Origin of the sequence: Glutamicibacter sp. TV12E (assembly GCF_052441935.1) — a bacterium.
GTDB lineage: Bacteria > Actinomycetota > Actinomycetes > Actinomycetales > Micrococcaceae > Glutamicibacter.
Window position 1 is genome coordinate 2,705,764 of sequence record NZ_JBQVVF010000001.1, and the last position, 18,208, is coordinate 2,723,971.

14 protein-coding genes are annotated in these 18,208 nt (G+C 56.4%); 11 read left to right on the forward strand and 3 right to left on the reverse strand.

From position 1 onward, the window contains the following. Nucleotides 1-28: 28 nt before the first annotated feature. Nucleotides 29-748: a LysM peptidoglycan-binding domain-containing protein gene (locus ACT7DV_RS12750; protein ID WP_444663041.1), complete on the reverse strand. Its 720-nt coding sequence runs from the start codon at nt 746-748 to the stop codon at nt 29-31. Nucleotides 749-872: 124 nt separating this feature from the next. Here ACT7DV_RS12750 and ACT7DV_RS12755 point away from each other — a divergent pair, with 124 nt between their 5' ends. The 5 genes from ACT7DV_RS12755 (at nt 873) to ACT7DV_RS12775 (ending at nt 9,848) form a co-directional block, all read left to right on the forward strand. Beyond that, on the forward strand, nt 873-1,433 hold the full coding sequence (locus ACT7DV_RS12755; RefSeq protein ID WP_444663043.1) for a hypothetical protein: 561 nt from the start codon (nt 873-875) through the stop codon (nt 1,431-1,433). Nucleotides 1,434-1,525: 92 nt separating this feature from the next. Beyond that, on the forward strand, nt 1,526-2,185 hold the full coding sequence (locus ACT7DV_RS12760) for a hypothetical protein (RefSeq protein ID WP_444663045.1): 660 nt from the start codon (nt 1,526-1,528) through the stop codon (nt 2,183-2,185). Continuing rightward, a complete protein-coding gene (locus tag ACT7DV_RS12765; protein ID WP_444663047.1) occupies nt 2,185-3,432 on the forward strand; it encodes an AAA family ATPase in 1,248 nt (415 codons plus the stop codon). Before ACT7DV_RS12760 ends, ACT7DV_RS12765 begins: the two co-directional genes overlap by 1 nt. Before the next feature lie 110 nt (nt 3,433-3,542). Continuing rightward, entirely contained in the window at nt 3,543-8,351 is a 4,809-nt protein-coding gene (locus ACT7DV_RS12770; protein ID WP_444663049.1) for an NAD-glutamate dehydrogenase, read from the forward strand. Between the two features lie 9 nt (nt 8,352-8,360). Next, on the forward strand, nt 8,361-9,848 hold the full coding sequence (locus ACT7DV_RS12775; RefSeq protein WP_060701993.1) for a sensor histidine kinase: 1,488 nt from the start codon (nt 8,361-8,363) through the stop codon (nt 9,846-9,848). A 76-nt stretch (nt 9,849-9,924) separates the two neighbouring features. Here ACT7DV_RS12775 and ACT7DV_RS12780 read toward each other — a convergent pair whose 3' ends face one another. Further along, nucleotides 9,925-11,619, reverse strand: coding sequence for a LysM peptidoglycan-binding domain-containing protein (locus ACT7DV_RS12780; RefSeq protein ID WP_444663051.1), 1,695 nt, complete (start codon nt 11,617-11,619; stop codon nt 9,925-9,927). Between the two features lie 207 nt (nt 11,620-11,826). Between ACT7DV_RS12780 and ACT7DV_RS12785 the strand changes: the two genes are divergently transcribed. Continuing rightward, nucleotides 11,827-12,180, forward strand: coding sequence for an Rv2175c family DNA-binding protein (locus ACT7DV_RS12785; protein ID WP_444663053.1), 354 nt, complete (start codon nt 11,827-11,829; stop codon nt 12,178-12,180). A gap of 107 nt (nt 12,181-12,287) precedes the next feature. On the opposite strand, the gene ACT7DV_RS12790 is transcribed toward ACT7DV_RS12785, so the two are convergent. Continuing rightward, a complete protein-coding gene (locus ACT7DV_RS12790) occupies nt 12,288-13,394 on the reverse strand; it encodes a polyprenyl synthetase family protein (RefSeq protein ID WP_444663055.1) in 1,107 nt (368 codons plus the stop codon). A 162-nt stretch (nt 13,395-13,556) separates the two neighbouring features. On the opposite strand from ACT7DV_RS12790, the gene dinB reads away from it, so the two are divergent. From dinB to ACT7DV_RS12815, 5 genes are all read left to right on the forward strand, one after another. Next, on the forward strand, nt 13,557-14,723 hold the full coding sequence (gene dinB, locus ACT7DV_RS12795; protein WP_444663057.1) for a DNA polymerase IV: 1,167 nt from the start codon (nt 13,557-13,559) through the stop codon (nt 14,721-14,723). Between the two features lie 182 nt (nt 14,724-14,905). Continuing rightward, the gene (locus tag ACT7DV_RS12800) at nt 14,906-15,289 is read left to right on the forward strand and encodes a DUF3040 domain-containing protein (protein ID WP_444663059.1); all 384 of its coding nucleotides are present in this window, start codon (nt 14,906-14,908) and stop codon (nt 15,287-15,289) included. A gap of 559 nt (nt 15,290-15,848) precedes the next feature. After that, the gene (gene mraZ / locus ACT7DV_RS12805) at nt 15,849-16,262 is read left to right on the forward strand and encodes a division/cell wall cluster transcriptional repressor MraZ (RefSeq protein ID WP_444663061.1); all 414 of its coding nucleotides are present in this window, start codon (nt 15,849-15,851) and stop codon (nt 16,260-16,262) included. Between the two features lie 171 nt (nt 16,263-16,433). Continuing rightward, a complete protein-coding gene (gene rsmH / locus ACT7DV_RS12810; RefSeq protein ID WP_444663063.1) occupies nt 16,434-17,426 on the forward strand; it encodes a 16S rRNA (cytosine(1402)-N(4))-methyltransferase RsmH in 993 nt (330 codons plus the stop codon). Between the two features lies 1 nt (nt 17,427). Next, on the forward strand, nt 17,428-18,207 hold the full coding sequence (locus ACT7DV_RS12815; RefSeq protein WP_444663065.1) for a hypothetical protein: 780 nt from the start codon (nt 17,428-17,430) through the stop codon (nt 18,205-18,207). Nucleotide 18,208 lies beyond the last annotated feature (1 nt).

The window sequence follows — 18,208 nt, forward strand, 5'->3', positions numbered from 1 at the left end:
TTCGGTGACGCGTGAGATGGGGTGCCAGTTATTCGGCTGGGGGAAGGACGAGAACCGTTCCGACCTCCAAATGGTTGGGATCCGGACCAATGGCTTGGCGATTGGCTTGGTAGATCTGTGGCCAATAAACGGAAATCTCCTCTGCTGTTGCCTGCGCGCCGAGAAGCCTTGCGGAGATGCTCCATAAGTTCTCGCCTTGGGCCACAACCACCTCAGTGGTGGTTCTTCGATGTTCCTGCTTCGGCTGTGCACTTGAAGAGACCAGCCGGCCTAGCGGCACGGAGACCTGCTCAGGAAACCATTGGGCGTTGGGGACAGTTCGCTGAGTTGCCTCTGTTGCCCCTGGCAAGCTCCCGCGCTCAGCGGCATATGCGTTCTCAAGGCCGGCCTCCGGAATTGTTCCACCGGCGTTTGCCGCCACGGTGGCAGAGAGCGCAATCGAAGTGCCAACGATGGAGCTGAGGATCCGCCGGGTGAACCGCGGCGCAATCCTATGGAAAAACCCGAGGACCTGTCGGTGCTCATGCTGTGCCGCCCAGGCTAGCGTTTTTGCAGCTGCCACGCGTACCACTAGCAAGGCAGCGAGGAAAAAGGCCGAAATGCTGGCCAGGAATTTGATGTACTCTGCCGGTTCCACGCCGGACTTTGCCGTGGAGACGAAATCGAGGATTGAACTTATTCCCACATAAATGATGACGAAGCACGCGCTCGTGAAGAGGACGAGCGTGATCTGTGTGCGCATCTTCATTATCGCTAACACTTCCTTAGGTGTAGTTTCATAGCATTTGATGCTATTTGATAAAGATAATGACACTTAGAAGTGTTTTTGTGAAGACCTGTTGGAACAAGAGTTTGTCTCGTACAGTTGGCACATGCGCTGGGATTCACTCTTTGATGATCTTGAGGCTCAACTTGCCGAACAAAGCCGCGCTCAACTTCGAGATGAAATCGCTGAGAATACTCGGATTGAGCGGGCAGCTGCTGAACTGAGTGAAAGTTTGTCGCGTTTTCACGGGTGTGAACTTTCAGTCAAGCTGGCCGGCAGCACAGAGATCCGCGCGCGGCTGGGTCCTTGCGCTGAAGATTACTTTTGCCTGGAAACAGACCTCTCCCAATGGGTTATTCGATATCAAGCCGTCGAATCCATTGCCTTGCCTGCCGCCACTAGACCAGCTGCTGCAAGAAGTACACAAGGTAGGGCAATTCGATTTTCGGCGGTTATCCGCGGAATGCTGAGGGACAGGTCCCTCTGCCAAATCTACGGAATTAATGGACTACCGATTGCGGAAGGAACTTTGGACCAAGCTGCCAAGGATTTTTTGGTCATTTCAACGCACCAGCGTGATGAGTATGTGCGTTCCAGCGAGCCGTCGGCGCAGCGGATGATTCCGCTGGGATCCATAGGCTGGGTCGTCGCGACGACGCTAAATTAATCCACACCTAGTAAACGGGTCTTTTCTACCGGAGTAACTTGTCGTAGGCTCACCATCCATAAGCACATTTCCCGGTGGAAGGATGGGCCTCGATGAGTGAGCAAGGCGTCCAAGGGGCAGCAGCGGCAAAAGCTTCGAGAATCAGGCGTCCAGGATGGAAGGATCCACGTTTGGCGCTGGGCACGGTCCTCGTTGTCGCATCAGTGGCCGGAACCATGTACCTCGTCGGCGAAATGCATGAAACAACCACCGTTTATGTGGCCCGCTCCAACATCACCCTCGGCGAGCAGCTCACGTCGGAGAACATGAAAACTCAAGAGGTTCAGCTCGGCGAGACGGCCAGTCGATACCTCCACCCGGAATCAGGCTTGGATGAGCTGGCACGAGCCAACACCTTCATCAGCGCAGGAGAATTGATCCCGGTAACCTCGGTGACGCATAGCGAACTTGGATCGCGTCGACCCATCAATATCGAACTGCCAGCGGACCTAACTTCATCCATCGGACCGGGAAGCTTCGTTGACGTATGGATCGCTAAACGTGAATCAGGCGGAAACACATACGGTGTTCCGGAAAAGCTCTCTTCGATGGTCGAGGTCGCAGCGCGTGTAGAAAGTGGAGGCGGACTAGTCAACCGGCAAGGCACCAATCTTGAACTGCTAGTGGAGCCGAACCAGCTGGAACCACTGTTGCAAGCACTGGCAAATGATTCCCGGATTATCGTGATTTACAACCCTGCTGGAGCTGAATAATGAGTATCTCCGTAGTCCTGTTGGATGAACAGGAATCCATGGTTCGCCAAATTGAGAGCTATCAAGGCGAACTGATCGTCACCAGAGTCTGTTCCGAAATCGCAGAAGCGGTTGCAGCCTGTCTAACGGCTGGCGCGGAAGTGCTTCTGATCGCCGATGCTCAACAAGTTCCACTCATGGAACAGGTTGATGAACTGTTGAGTCAGGGCACTGCAGTTGTATATTTGCTCGATGGCTCGGCTGCTATCAGTCCGATGCCCGAGGTGCTGCAGCTTCCGGCCGATATCGCCATGTCCGACTTGGAACAACGAATCACGGCAACCGTTCGATCCCTGAAACTGCCAGAAGGGAACCCGGAAAAGGCTGATCGTGAGACGGCAGATCTCGAACCAAGGGACAAGGGGAAGATAGTTTCCTTCTGGAGTGCTCCGGGGTCTCCAGGACGCAGCACAGTTGCTCTGAACTTTGCCGTCGAGGCGGCGGCCGCAGGCAGATCCGTTGTCTTGCTGGATGCCGACACGTACGCTGCGTCGATCTCTATTCAACTTGGCCTGATGGATGAGTCAGCGTCCGTAGCGCAAATTTGTCGCATCATGGATTCCGGAAGCGCCGACATTAGCCGCCTTAACGCAGCGTGCTCGCTAGTCCAAGTAGGGGACACAATCATCCGGGTGGGCACCGGGATTCCCCGATCGAGCCGTTGGCCAGAAGTCAGGCCGTCCGCACTGCGTCGAGCGACTCTGGCGTTCAAGGACCATTACGATTTGGTTGTCTTGGACGTCGCACCGCATATCGCATTGGATGAGCAGTTAAGCTTTGACACCCAAGCACCGCAACGCAATGCCGTGACGGTTGAGATGCTGCGCTGCTCGGATGATATTTTCATGGTGGTGCAATCAGATAGCGTCGGCATTCCACGAGCCCTTCGAGCTATCGATGAACTTGAAGAATCCCATGCTGATCTACAACCGAAAATCATCTTCAACAGAGTCAGCGTTTCCCGTAGCGGAAGAAGCCCGAAGCGCAGACTTATCGAAGCTTGGGATCGCTTTGGTCCGATGCACGACGTCGTTGGCTTTCTGCCTAATGACAGCGCGGTATGCAGTGCGTCAGTGTTAGCAGGGAGCCCTTTACTCGAGATAGCTCCCAGAAGTTCATTGCGTATGGAAATACGTTCCTTGGCCGGCATAAAATCTTCGAATCTACCCAAGAAACGGGTTAGTCGTCGTTTTAGCAAGTCGGCATGAACTGAAGGCGTAAAAAACGGGTAGGGTTGACTAGACTAGTGACCCGCAACGGCGCGGGTCCATCGAACTTTGTTCTTGGAGGCGTTCAGTTGAACTCGTCGGAATCCAGCATGTCAGAATCATTCATGGATGCGACTCTCACCCCAAAATTGGTGAGCGAGTACTATAGCCAAATTGCGACTGAGGACGTGGCGGCCTACCGGCCAGACGAACTCGAGTCCCGCGTGGCTGCACACCTAGAAATCGGCTACGAACGCGAAGCGGAAAGCCCCAACGTCGCGATTACGCGAAACAACGGAATCTCGGTGGTGCACATTGTCACCGATGACATGCCGTTTTTGGTTGACTCAGTCACCGCTGCATTGGTGCGGCTTAATTCACCGATCCAGCTGGTAGTGCACCCAACGTTCGTGGTTTCACGCAAAGCCGAGACGGGCGAGATCGTGAAGATCAGCCACGCCGGTCTGCAGCACGTGGCAAGCGGCGACACCGCGGCCCTGTCGGATCTGAGCACGCTCATTTCCGCAGGAACCGAAACTCACGTTGAATCGTGGATTTCCGTTGAGCTTGCACGCGAGCTAAGCGACGAACAGGCGGAGGAATTCGTAGAGCGCCTGTACAGTGTCCTGGGCGATGTGCGCATTGCCGTCAAGGACTGGCCGTCAATGCTCGACCGCGCCAAGGACATCGCACGCACCTTGCCACAGACCGCGCATGCAGAGCAGATTGCCGAGCTTCCCCAAGCTGCGGAATTGCTGGACTGGATGGCGGACGGACAATTCACCTTCCTTGGCTACCGAGAATATGATCTGGAATCCGTCAATGGCGAAGATGTCCTGGTAGCACGCGCCGGCAGCGGCCTGGGACTCATGCGCGACTTGGCAACGCAGGGGCCACAGCACCTGACCAAGCGCGGTCGCATTACCGCTCGCGACAAGAGCGCACTGATCATCACCAAGGCCAACGCCCGCTCAACGGTGCACCGTGGCGTGTACTTGGACTACGTCGGCGTGAAGAGCTTTGACGCTAATGGCGAGGTAAACGGCGAGCGTCGTTTCATCGGCCTGTTCTCGTCAAGCGTCTACACCTCGAGCGTCAAGACCGTACCTGTGGTCCGCGAAAAGGTCCAAGCCGTGTTGAAAAACACCGGATTTGCCGCGAACTCCCACTCGGGCAAAGACATCACGACGATTCTGGAAACCTACCCTCGTGATGAGATGTTCCAGATTTCCGTCGACGATCTGACCCAGGCCGCCTTGGGCATCCTGCGCCTGCAGGAACGCCGGCGAACCTCCGTGTTCCTGCGCACCGACGACTACGGCCGCTTCGTGACGGCGATGGTGTTCTTGCCGCGAGATCGTTTCTCGACGGATGTCCGACTGCGCGTCGAAAAGGAACTCAAGGACAGCTTCGTCGCGGAATCCATTGAGTATGAAGCTCAGCTTGGTGCCGGCGCACTGGTGCGCTTGTTCTACCGCCTGCGCCTGCAGCGCGATGGCCAGCTTCCTGCAGTGGATCACGCCGCGCTGGAAGAGCGCATTGCCAAGGCAGTTCGCTCGTGGTCGGACGCCATCGTCGATACCGCGCGAGCAAGCCTGGAACTAGGCGACGCCAACACCCTTTCGAACGCGTGGTCCGAAGCTTTCCCGGCCTCGTACAAAGTTCAGTTCGAAATTGAAGATGCGCTCAAAGACATCAACCTGCTCTCCAGCCTGAATGACTCTGCTGACAGCGGCCCGATCGTATCCTTCTACGACCCAACCCCGGTTGACGCAGATTCGCCGGTGTCCAAGCGCATGAAGATCTTCGTGACTCAGCCGCTGCTTCTGTCACGTATTTTGCCGGTCTTGCAGGATCTCGGTCTTCAGGTCGTCGACGAGCGTCCCTACCAGCTGAACCCGGAGGGCGTCGGACAGCGCTACATCTATGACATGGGCCTGAAATTCGACCAGGAGATCGAATTCAGCCACATCGAAAGCAAGCTGGCTGAAGCCTACTGCGCCGTCGTACGCAATGAGGCGGAATCCGATAGCCTCAACGCCTTGGTGCTGCGCGAAGGCCTTTCCTGGCAGCAGGTAGCCATGCTTCGTGCCTACGCCCACTATCTACTGCAGCTCGGGGTGCCGAACTCGACCGGCTTCATCGCCAACACCTTGGTCGGCAACGCCTCGGTCACCCACAGCATCGTCGAGCTGTTCCAAGCGACCTTCGATCCTGCACTCAGCGCTGAAGCATCTGAGGCTGCCCGTGAACAGGCAAAAACGAAGATCACCGAGGCCTTGGAAGCTGTTCCAACTCTGGACGCCGATACGCTGCTTCGCCGTTTCGTGAAGGTCATCGAAGCCACCAAGCGCACCAATTACTTCACCGGCCACCAGGCTTTGGCCTTCAAGCTTGCGCCCGAGGAGATCGACTTCGCGCCGTTCCCGCGCCCCAAGCACGAGCTTTGGGTCTATTCGCCTCGTGTTGAAGGAACCCACTTCCGTTTCGGCGCCGTGGCCCGAGGCGGGCTGCGTTGGTCGGACCGCCGAGAAGATTTCCGCACCGAAGTACTGGGCCTGGTGAAAGCCCAGATGGTCAAGAACTCCGTGATCGTTCCTACCGGTGCCAAGGGCGGCTTCTACGCCAAGCAGCTTCCGAACCCGGCACAAGATCGCGCTGCCTGGATGGAAGAAGGCAAGGGTGCCTACAAGGTCTTCATCCGCACGCTCTTGCAGCTCACGGACAACATGGTCACGGACGGAGCCGGCGAGCACATTGTTCCCCCTGAAAACATCGTCCGCCGTGACGGTGATGATTCGTACCTAGTTGTTGCCGCCGATAAGGGCACCGCCAGCTTCTCCGACATCGCCAACTCGCTCTCTGCGGAAAAGGGCCATTGGCTGGGCGATGCCTTTGCCTCCGGAGGCTCCGTGGGCTATGACCACAAAGGCATGGGCATTACAGCCCGCGGTGCCTGGGAGTCCGTGAAGCGCCACTTCTTCCAGTTGGGCATCGACACCCAGCGCGATGAGTTCACCGCGGTAGGTGTCGGCGACATGTCTGGCGACGTGTTTGGCAACGGCTTGCGTCGTACTCCAACGGTCAAGCTCGTGGCTGCCTTCGATCACCGCGATATCTTCCTGGATCCGAATCCTGATGCCCAAGTCGCGTTTGACGAGCGCCAACGCCTCTATGACCTGCCTCGCTCCAGCTGGGCCGACTACAACAAGGACCTGATCTCGGCCGGCGGTGGCGTGTACTCACGCAGCCTGAAGTCGATTCCAATCAGCGCCGAGATTCGTGCCGTGCTGGGATTGGCGGAGAACACCGCCAAGATGAGCCCCAATGAATTGCTGAAGGCGATCTTGTCGGCTCCGGTTGACCTCCTGTACAACGGCGGCATCGGAACGTACGTCAAGGCCTCCAGCGAAACTCATGGCCAGGTAGGCGACCGCGCGAACGATGCGATCCGCATCGACGGGCAGGATTTGCGCGCCAAGGTGGTTGGCGAGGGCGGTAACCTCGGCATGACCCAGCTGGGCCGTATCGAAGCTGCGCGCCGTGGCGTCCTGTTGAACACCGACGCCATCGACAACTCGGCCGGTGTGGACACCTCGGACCGCGAGGTCAACATCAAGATCTTCGTGGACCGCCAGATTGCCGCTGGCAATCTCACCGCCGATGAGCGCACTGATTTCCTGCTGTCGATGACCGACAATGTGGGAGATCTGGTTCTGAAAACCAACTTTGAGCAGAACATACTCTTGCTCAATGAAAAGCATGCCGCGCTGACGTGGGCTCCTGCCTACGAGCGTCTGATGCAATGGCTGGAAAGCGCAGCGGATCTGAACCGCGAGCTCGAATTCCTGCCAAGCACCGCGGCGCTGGAGGAACGCCGCTCCTCAGGTGGATCGATGACAACGCCGGAACTGTCGGTGTTGGCTGCCTACTCCAAGATCCAATTAGCCAATGCCCTGGCAGAATCAGATTTGGCCGACGATCCGTACTTTGCTGAAACCCTGCGCCGCTACTTCCCTGAGAAGCTCGTGGAACGCTTTGGCGATCAGTTGGAGAGCCACCCGCTGCGCAAGGAAATCATCGCAACGGTGATCGCCAACGACATTGTGAACGTCGGAGGCATTACCTATGTCTTCCGCGCAATGGAAGAGACCGGCGCCAGCGAGGTCCAGATTGCCAAGGTCTTCTGCGCGTTGCGTGAGGTGTACGGCTTCGATCGACAGTTCGATGCAATCAACGCCCAGCCAGCCGGAACGAGCCTGAAGCACTGGGGTCGCCAGCACCACGACATGCGTCGACTGCTGGATCGGGCCACGCGCTGGTTCATTAACCGTGTTGATGAGACCCTGCTGGTCACCGAGGCCGTAACCCGGTTCCAGAACACCGTGACCGAGCTGCGCAAGTCATTGCCATCGATCCTTCGAGGCAACGACCTGGTGCGCTTCAACGAATGGCGCGACGAAGCCCTGGGCTTCGGCATTCCGGAGTTGCGTGCCAGCATGTGGGCTACTCAGTTCGAGTCCTATGCGTTGCTGGATATTGCAGAGTATGTGCACCGTGCTTCGGTTGCCCCGGTCCAGGTCGCCGAGACGTACTTCGTGCTCTACGATCTGTTCGGCGTCGACAGCCTTCTGAACCGGATCACCATGTTGCCGCGTTCGGACCGTTGGCAGGCACTGGCTCGCGCGGCAATGCGCGATGACCTGTACACCACCATCATGGATCTGACCGGTAACATCTTGGATGCTCATGGCGACATTGCGGATCCTGCAGAGCGTGTTGCTGCGTGGGAAGAGGCAAACGCGGCTAACCTTGATCGTGCGAAGACTATGTTCGAGGAAGTAAACAGCCTCGAACGCGACGACATGGCTTCACTGTCCGTGGCACTTCGCCTGTTGCGTTCCATCGTAAGAAGGTAAACACCGCCAATGGCCCTCATCACCGAAGAATTACGTCAACGTGCCGCACTAGCACCCGGTGATGAGGACTGGCTCCATCTCCTGGTGGGGGACTGGCAGTTGGTCTCGGACCTTGCGTTCTCAGACCTCGTACTGTGGTTCCCCACTGGAGATGGTTCATATATCGCCTTGGCCCATGTTCGCCCTTCCACATCCCATACCGCGTTCCATAGCGATTTCGTGGGAGAGCGAATCCGCAAGGATCTTCGCATCATGGTTGACCGGGCGTGGGAAAGCTTGCAGGTCCAGCGTTCCGCCGAGCAAGCGGGCAACGACATCATCATGGGCCTCACCACTGTCCAGGCGATCCCGCTGGTCCGTAAAAACCGCCCGGTTGCCGTGATCACCTCGCATTTCGACCCAAATCAGTCTCGCACCCCGTCCAACTTGGAATTGGTCTACCGGCAGAGCGCGGACGATCTACTGCAAATGGGAACTCAGGGTCTATGGCCAGAGTTCTCCAGCCCAACAGGTTCCCGTCGAGGAGCTCCACGTGTGGGGGATGGATTCATACGCTTGAACGTCGACGGTGCCGTGGAATTCGCCAGTCCCAACGCGGTTTCAGGATTCCGCCGGCTTGGAGCAGCTGATGTGCTCCAAGGCCAGCCCTTGGCCGACCTCACCATGGCCCTTGTTAGCGACCGGCGTGTGGTGGATGAGACGCTTCCCCTGGTGCTTCAGGGCAAGATGCCGTGGCGTACCGAAGTGGAACACCGCGGTGTGACCTTGTCGCTGCGAGCGATCCCCTTGCGCAACAAATCCAAACGCTGGGGTGCCTTGGTGCTCTGCCGCGATGTGACCGAACTCCGTCGGCGAGAAAAAGAACTCGTCACCAAGGATGCCACGATTCGAGAGATCCACCATCGGGTCAAGAACAACTTGCAGACTGTCGCGGCATTACTGCGCATGCAGTCGCGCCGGATGAAGTCCGAAGATGGCAAGCAGGGCCTTGAACAGGCGATGCGCCGCGTCTCGACCATCGCCTCGGTCCACGATTTCCTGTCCAAGGGATTGAACGAGACAGTGAAGTTTGACGACCTGATGGATCGCCAATTCCGGCTCATCGTGGAAATCGCTTCGCCAGAACAGCGTGTATCAACACGACGCGAAGGCGAATTCGGCATGCTCGATGCCGATTTGGCTACGCCATTGTCGCTGGTCATTAATGAGCTGGTGACCAATGCGGTTGAGCATGGGCTGGCGCAACGTGACGGTGAGGTATCGTTGCTGGCCGAACGCTATCTCGGTGCGGATCGGACTGATTGGTTGCGAGTGGTCATCGAAGATGATGGGCACGGCTTGCCTGCAGAGCCGCGCCGCGAAGGGCTGGGCCTGCAGATTGTCCGTACGCTCGTCACGAGCGAGCTCTCTGGCGAAATCCGTTGGGACGCGGGGGAGAGCGGTGGCACCAGGGTTGTCATCGACATGCCATTGGACCTTGAACGTCGAAACTCGTGACTTGTTCACAACGGACTTAAAATGACTAAAGGCGGGGTCAGCACCTAGGTGCTAACCCCGCCTTCACTGCGTTGTCTTAGCGGAAGTTCTTCATGTGTGCCTTGATGCTGGCAACATATCGCTTGGTATCTTCGTACATGCCGTTCTTGTTGACGCCAGCGAGACCCTGGTAGTACGCCGCAATGGCGGTATCCAGGTCATCGGTGTTGTCCAAGTTGTAGGCAATAACTGCGACACCAGCGGTGACGTTGTCCCGAGGGTTCAAGACGTTGAGGTCCTGGCCGATTCGGGAAGCAATCCAGTCGCTTGTGCTAGGAAGTACCTGCATGACACCCACAGCATTGGCAGGTGATACTGCACGCATGTTGAATCCGGATTCCTGGTATGCGTGTGCCATGGCCAAAGCAGGATCTACACCCATGCTCCGGGCGGTGGAACGGATAAGGGCCTGCATTTCGGAACGGCTTGGGACATCAACCGAGTCCAGGTAATCCTTGTTCGCATTGGCATCGCGAACAACATGATCAGCGTAGGTGCGGCCTTCGAAGGTGTTACCGATTTTTTCCTTCTTGGTCTCACCAGTCGGAGCTACTGAGGAACCTGAAACCTTGAGCTTGGCACCAATCTTCAAAGGCGTGCTAGCGCTGAACTCAGGGTTCAGATCCAACAGGGACTTCAAGGACATGCCGTGCTTTACTGCGATGCCACCGAGCGTATCGCCTGACTTGACAGTATAAGTCGAGGTTGTAGCCTTGGGCTTGCCTGGGGCCTGCGGCTTCGACGTCGAAGATCCGCCGGACACCTTGATCTTGTCTCCAGGGTAAATGCGCTTGCTCGAGGAGATGTTGTTGATCTTGAGCAACTCCGAGAGGCCCATTTGGTGCTTGGCCGCAATCCCACTGAGCGTATCGCCTGACTTGACGGTGTAGCTAGAAGTGTTTGACGAGGACTTCTTGTCAGAAGCATTGGACTCGTTCTTCGAAGCAGATCCGTTGATCTTGAGCTTGTCGCCAGGGTATATGACCTTGCTTGCCGAGATGTTGTTCTTGCTCAGCAGGGAGGACAGGCTCATATTGTGCTTGACCGCGATGCTGCCTAGCGTGTCGCCTGACTTGACTGTGTAAGTCGCGGACCCCGACGAGGAGCCCTTGCTCTTGGTATGTGAGCTTGGCGCCTTGTTATCTGTGCTGGAGCCGTTGACCTTGAGCTTATTGCCAGGGTAGATGACCTTGCTTGCCGAGATGTCGTTCTTGCTCAGCAGCGAAGACAAGCTCATATTGTGCTTGCTGGCGATTGCACTTAGCGTATCGCCGTTCTTCACCGTATAGGTCGTCGTTCCTGAGGAGCCGCCCTTGGTCGACTTGGAGCTCGAGGAATTGCCGGAGACCTTGAGGGTCTTGCCCGCAATGATCACGTCGCTCTTGAGCCCGTTGAGCTTCTTCAGCTCGGAGACAGAAGTGTGGTATTCGACAGCGATGCTCGACAAAGTCGCGCCAGCAGGAATCTTGATTTCCTTGACATCTCGCTTGGCGGGCAAGCCGAGGGTTGAGACCCGCGACGCGATCAAATGAGCTTTGATCTGGTCTTCGGCGACCTTGATTGATTCTGGGGTGACCGCCTTAGCCAGGCTGCCTGAGGTCTTGGGGAGGGATACGGGGGCGGCCTGCGCGGCAGGTGCCAACGCGAGGCTACCAATGACCGCGGCTGGGATGGCCGCGCCTGCTACTACGCCTAACGCATGCTTCGAGACATGTTTGGATTCGTGGGGCATGGAGTCGATCCTCATATATACGGTGAAAATAACGGGCATTGCGTCACAGATAACACCAGAGGCTTACGTTCCTAATGTTGTCTGTGATGCAATTGTTATCAAAGTGATACAAGGAAATTTACACTACTCATGTGGCGCATGGAAACTGCTGAGGCGAGTTTTCCCAAAGTTTCTGCGGAGTTTCCGATTTTGTGGGAACCTTGATGGGTGAAGGAAATCGTAGAATTAGTCGGCCAGTGGCTGACCCTGCCAGATTTGGCAGAAGAATTAGATGTAGACATTCGCCGCGTGCACCGCTTGCTGGATGAGCGTGCAATTATCTCGGTGCGAATCGGTGAACGGAACATCCGTTCCATCCCAGCTGATTTTCTCCAAGACGGCTCGGTGGTAGAGAGCCTGAAGGGAACTCTTTCAGTCTTATTGGACGCTGGTTATTCCGACGAAGAGTCAATTTCGTGGCTGTTCACGGACGATGACTCGCTGCCGGGTACGCCGATGAATGCCCTGCGTTCCGGACGTAAAACTGAAATTAGAAGGAGGGCGCAAGCGCTGGCCTGGTAGCTCTTTTCTTCGCTGAGTTTTGCTTGAAAAACAACGAATGGGTCTCAACCTAGCCCCGAGTGATCGGGGGGTTGAGACCCGTTGTTATGTACCGGTGATTATTGTGTCTATTTTGTGCGCTTGGTGACGGCGTCGCTTAGTTGTTGGAGCCCGGCACGAGCCTGTGAATCGATTGGCAATTTTTCGAGTGCTTGACGCGATTGTTCAGTTAGTTCGCTGATGCTGTTCTCTGTTGCTTCGAGGGCGCCGCTATCGCGAAGTATGCTGCTGAGCTGTTCTACTTCCTGTACGGACATATCTGCGGCACCGAGGCGGGACTGAATGAAGCTGCGCTCTTCCAGAGTGGATAGCAGCAGGGCATGGGCAATGAGCTCGGTTCGCTTACCTTCCAATAGGTCTCCACCGGTTGGCTTGCCGGTAACGTCTGCGTCGCCAAATACCCCTAGAACATCGTCGCGAAGCTGGAAGGCTTCACCTAGGGGCAAAGCGAAGGCTGAATAGCTGTTCATGAGCTCGTCGTCAGCTCCGGCTAATGCGCCTCCTAGCAAAAGCGGATTTTCTGTGGAGTATTTTGCTGACTTGAACCTTACGATGGTGCGCGCGCGCTTCACCGCTTCACGAGGATCATAGGCTGGGCCGGCTGATTCCTCGAGAACGTCCAGATATTGACCGGCCATTACTTGAGTTCGCATCTGGTTGAAGATGACGCGCGCCTCTTTAGGAAGATGGTCGATTTCGGAGAATGCTTCTTCGCTCAACGACAGGCAAAGGTCCCCGGTCAGAATGGCGCTCGCACTGCCGTATGCCGCGGCGCTTCCCGCTAATCCCAATTTTTGATGTTGCGCTTCGAATCGCTTGTGCACGCTAGGTTGCCCGCGGCGCGTATCCGAATTGTCGATGATGTCATCGTGTATCAGCGCAGCCGCCTGGAATAGTTCCAAAGCAACACCGAGGCGGACAATGTCGGTTGAATCCTTGTTCCCGCCAGCTCCTAGATATCCCCAGAAAGCAAAGAGCGGACGCAAACGCTTTCCGCCCTTGGTGAGCGAGCTGATGGCGTTGACGATTTCGACTGCACTGGAAGTAATGTGGCTAACTTCAACACTTTTCGTGGCCAAGAATTCTTCTAGCAACCGTGCAACTTCAACGGTGTACGTTTGGCTCAGCTCCAAGGCTTTGGCCTCGACGGATGGCACAGAATCAGGCAGCGACATGCAAAATCATTTCTTCGGGTAAGTGCGACTGGTTAGACACAACTCTACCGGTGATTGATTGGGATCGCGCTTCGCAGGTCCTCAAATGCAACTAGGGTGTAATCCGAACATATATTCGAGTATGGTGGAGTTGTTCGTTGTATTAGGGACAGGGAGGCATAGATGGTGCATCGCGCGGTATTGCATGTCGATATGGATGCCTTTTTCGTTTCGGTGGAACTGCGCAATCGTCCCGAATTGGTCGGCAAGCCAGTCATCGTCGGATTCCCCGAAGGGCGAAGCGTTGTGCTCTCCGCCTCGTATGACTGCCGTGCCAGGGGAATCCACTCTGCGATGCCAATGAGCCAGGCTATTCCACTTATGCCCGAGGCGACAATAATTGAACCGAGTCACCACTTGTATGCTCAGGCTTCTGGGGAAATCATGGCCTACTTCCGCACGCTGACGCCCTTGGTCGAGCAAGTCAGCGTTGATGAAGCATTTTTGGATGTCACTGGAAGCATGCGCATGCTCGGCGGCCCCATGGAAATAGGTCGGACCATTCGAGAGCACATACGGAAAAACATGGGTTTGCCAGCGAGCGTGGGTATCGCCAAGAACAAATTCATCGCAAAGCTTGCATCCACTTATGCCAAACCTGATGGCATGGCCGTAATCGCACCAGAACGCACAGAGGAGTTCCTCGAGGATCTTCCGGTGTCCAAAATGTGGGGTGTAGGAAAGCGCACCGGGCAGCAATTGCACGCACTGGGTATCGAGACCGTCGGGCAGCTGTCACGCGAGCCCGAAGAACGATTGATTGACCGGATGGGGGAGCATGGTCGATCCTTGCATCGACTTGCCAACGGGATCGATGAACGTCCAGTGGAGGTAACCCGTGACGAAAAGAGCATCTCAGCTGAACACACGTTCGCCGTTGACATCTCTGAAGTGCGGTTGCTGGAAGATGAACTGATGCGCCAGAGCCACCGTGTGGCCAAGCGCTTGAGGGATCATGGCAAGGCGGCTGGTGGCGTCGGGCTGAAAATAAAATATCGTGATTTCACTGGTCTGACGCGTTCAAGGGCGCTCGGAGCCGCGACGGACTCCTCGGCAACCGTGGGCGAGGCAGCCATGCTGCTCTTGACGAAGTTGTTGCCGCTATCCCAGCCCGTGCGATTGATTGGTGTTCGCGCTGAGCGGCTCGAGGATTCCGCCGCTGGACTGCAGCTGAGTCTTGATCCAAAGGATGAGAAGGTGAGGGATGCTGAACGGGTGGCTGACCTCATTGGACAGAAGTTCCCGCAATCGTTGGTGACTCCGGCACGTTTTTTGCGACCGAGGGAGTAAAGGTATTCTGTGAGCCAGGTGAGTATATGAGACCAGTGGTGAAGATCAACTGGCAGGTTGGCCGTAAAAGAGACTATCCTAGTAGTAAGGCTCATAAGAATCGGGGAACTTTTTCCCTTGACTCGGCGTTGAACCTAAAGACGGTGAACGACCGTCGAGTTTGCCTTTGGAAGGAGAAGACGATGCCGCTATCGGAACACGAGCAGCGTTTGTTGGAGCAGCTTGAAAAGCAGTTGCATGAAGACCGTCGCTTCGCCTCTAGTATGAAGGGGCCTGCAAACGTAGGGCGCCTTTCTACGCGAAACATTGCGCTGGGCATTCTTCTGGTCATCATTGGCCTGGCCGGTCTGATTTTTGGTATCTCGCAGCACATCATCATCCTCGGGGTTGCTGGTTTCGCTGTTATGTTTGGTGGCGTGCTGTTGGCGCTGACTAAATCAGCCTCAGGAAAAGTCGGTCGCGCAGCCGGTAATGGCGCGAAGTCTGCTGCGAAGAGCAATTCACAGTTCATGTCTAGCCTTGAAGAACGATGGAATCAGCGCAAACGGGATCAGTCCGACAGCTGATACGCGTACATGTAGACATTGAGGTGTAGCCCAAGGGTTACACCTCTTTTTGCTTTAAGGCCTGTCTCTGATTAGAACCTCCAGTCGCATTGGCTATCTATCCCGCTTCTGACAGTCGACGGCATTGAAACAGGCACAGGATTGGTCTCGCCGTGCCCCTGGGCCAGGTGTTCTCGCCGGTGGCGGTCACGCTTCGCGACACGCCTCATTCCGGGAATTCGGATTCTCTGGAGATTCCAAGATTCAGTTTTCAGCGGCGTTGCGAACCGTGCCCCACTTTCCTCCCCAAGGCCCTCCACTTCCCACCACAGGCCGTAGATTTGCCTAGATTCCGCCGGTTCCGCAGGAAAAATCCATGAAGCGAAGCTCGTATGCGAGTGTGATCTCTACTTTCGCTCCACTGGTAGTTGGCGCAAGAAACCGCTAAATTTAGCCATTTTTTAACTCCAGACTCTCGCGAAACCAGCAAAATCGCATTGACAGTGGGGGCTTGTGGAGTAAAGTGGAGGCAAGTAGAGAAGAGTGGGGGTTCCGGCCACTTCGCGGAAAGGCGGTGTGCATGTTCCTGGGAACGTACACGCCGAAACTTGACGAGAAGGGTCGACTGATTCTTCCTGCTAAATATCGTGATGAGTTGTCCTACGGGCTGGTGCTTACTCGTGGTCAGGAACGTTGCATTTACGTTTTTAGCCAGCGGGAGTTCGAGAACCAGCACGAACAACTAGCGCAGGCATCCTTGACCTCACGACGAGCACGCGACTACGCACGTGTGTTCCTCTCTGGGGCCTCTGATGAAGTTCCGGACAAGCAGGGACGCGTCACGATTCCGCAAGTGCTTCGCACTTACGGCGGCCTTGACCGTGAAGTGACAGTTATTGGTGCGGGTAACCGCATTGAAATCTGGGACACGCAGGCTTGGCAGCAGTATTTGGACGAACAGGAAGATGTTTTCTCCGATACTGATGAGGACTGAGGCCGCCAGGCCAAGGTTCAATCCAGCAACAAATGATGTTGGGATGAGATCTCCAGCCACCTAGCGGGGCAAACCATCTGGCTTCACTTCCCCGGAGCCAGAGGGTGGACCACCACTTGGTTGGAGGGGGATCTGATCTCAACAACAGATCGAACAGCGAAAGGGGGCGCAGTGCCAAATCAGGATTCCCAGCGACCAGCATCCGAACGCCATGTTCCAGTACTTCTGGACCGTTGCGTCAATCTCCTCGCACCAGGTATTCAGCGTGCAAATGCTGAAGGCCGTAGGGCAATCGTTGTGGACTGCACCCTAGGAATGGGCGGACACTCGGAAGCAATTCTGAAACGATTCGACAACCTCCACCTCGTTGGTCTCGACCGTGACGAGCAAGCTCATGAGCTGGCCGGCGCTCGGCTGAAGCCCTTTGAGGATCGCATCGATCTCGTCCACGCCGTATACGACGAAATTGCCGACGTCGTCGACGATCTGGGTTTTCCCGGTGTCGACGGGGTGCTTTTTGACCTCGGGGTTTCTTCGCTCCAGCTTGATGAGCGAGAACGTGGTTTTGCATACTCCTATGACGCTCCGCTGGATATGCGAATGGACACCTCGGTAGGGCCAACTGCCGAGGATCTGGTTAATGACTTGGAGCGCGACGAGTTGCTGCGAATCATTCGCCAGTGGGGTGAAGAGAAATTCGCGGGACGGATCTCAACAGCCATCGTTGAAGCACGCGCAAAATCGCGGATTACGACGACGGCGGAACTTGTCGAGATTATTCGGAATGTGGTTCCTGCCGCCGCCGCCAGAAATGGCGGACATCCAGCCAAGCGGACCTTCCAGGCCCTGCGCATCGCAGTCAATGAGGAACTCGACGTGCTGGAGCGCGCAATTCCTGCGGCGATGGGCGCTCTGAATGTCGGCGGCCGAGTCGTCGTGATGAGCTACCACTCCCTGGAAGACAAGATCACTAAGAGGCACTTTGTGCAGGGTGCAACCTCTTCTGCTCCTCCAGGATTCCCGGTGGAGCTGGAAGAACATAAGGCCGAATACAAGGTCCTGACCAAGGGCACCGAAAAGCCAAGCGACCAGGAAATTGCGGAAAATTCCCGTGCAGCCTCAGCTCGTTTGCGAGCTGTGGAGCGAGTGTTGAAGAGGAGCTAGGATGAGCCAACGAGCCCCGCGTCGCGTGCAGAAAATTGCAGCCGTGAACAACCAGCCAGTTGTCGAAGGCAGCGCTGCACGAGCCTTGCGCCCAGAGCCCGTGCTTGCCAGCCAATTGCCTAAAGGCGAGTCTCGTCAGCGAGTGACCCTTTCCTTGGTGCCTCGGATCAAGGAATCGAACCGCCGCTCTATGGTTACGATGTCCGCGATTCTCTTGCTGCTGGCCTTCAGCGTCATTGTCACCCTGGTGCTGCTCAACACCTCCGTTGCCCAGCGACAGTACGACATTGTTTCGCTGCGCAACCAGGAGCGCGCACTGTCCCAAGAGAACCAGGCCCTGCTCAAGGAAGCCCAGTCACTGGCTGCACCGCAGGCTTTGGCGGCAAAGGCCAAGGACCTTGGACTGGTTTCGCCAGGGGCTCCCGGTCTGATCAGCCTCTCAGAAGGCAAGGTAACCCAGGAAGCCGAAGATGCCGTCAAGGCCAAGGGCAATAAGCAGGAATATGGAACCCTGCCATTGCCTGGTGCCAGTGTCAGCGAAGGCGAGGGGACCCAGGCGGACGCTGAATCCAAAAAATCTTCCACGCCAAAGACCACTGTGGGCAAGACCTCAACCGAAGCAGAGAAGAAGACCGAGTCTGCACAAGACTCCAAGGAAGCCGAAGTGAAGACCGAAAAGCGCGATCGGGAGGTCGCTGAGGATGGTCGCCCGGTCTTCCAGGATGCAGAACTCAATGGCGGCACGATCCCGGCGCCAAGCATCAAATCCCCAGCAAATTAGC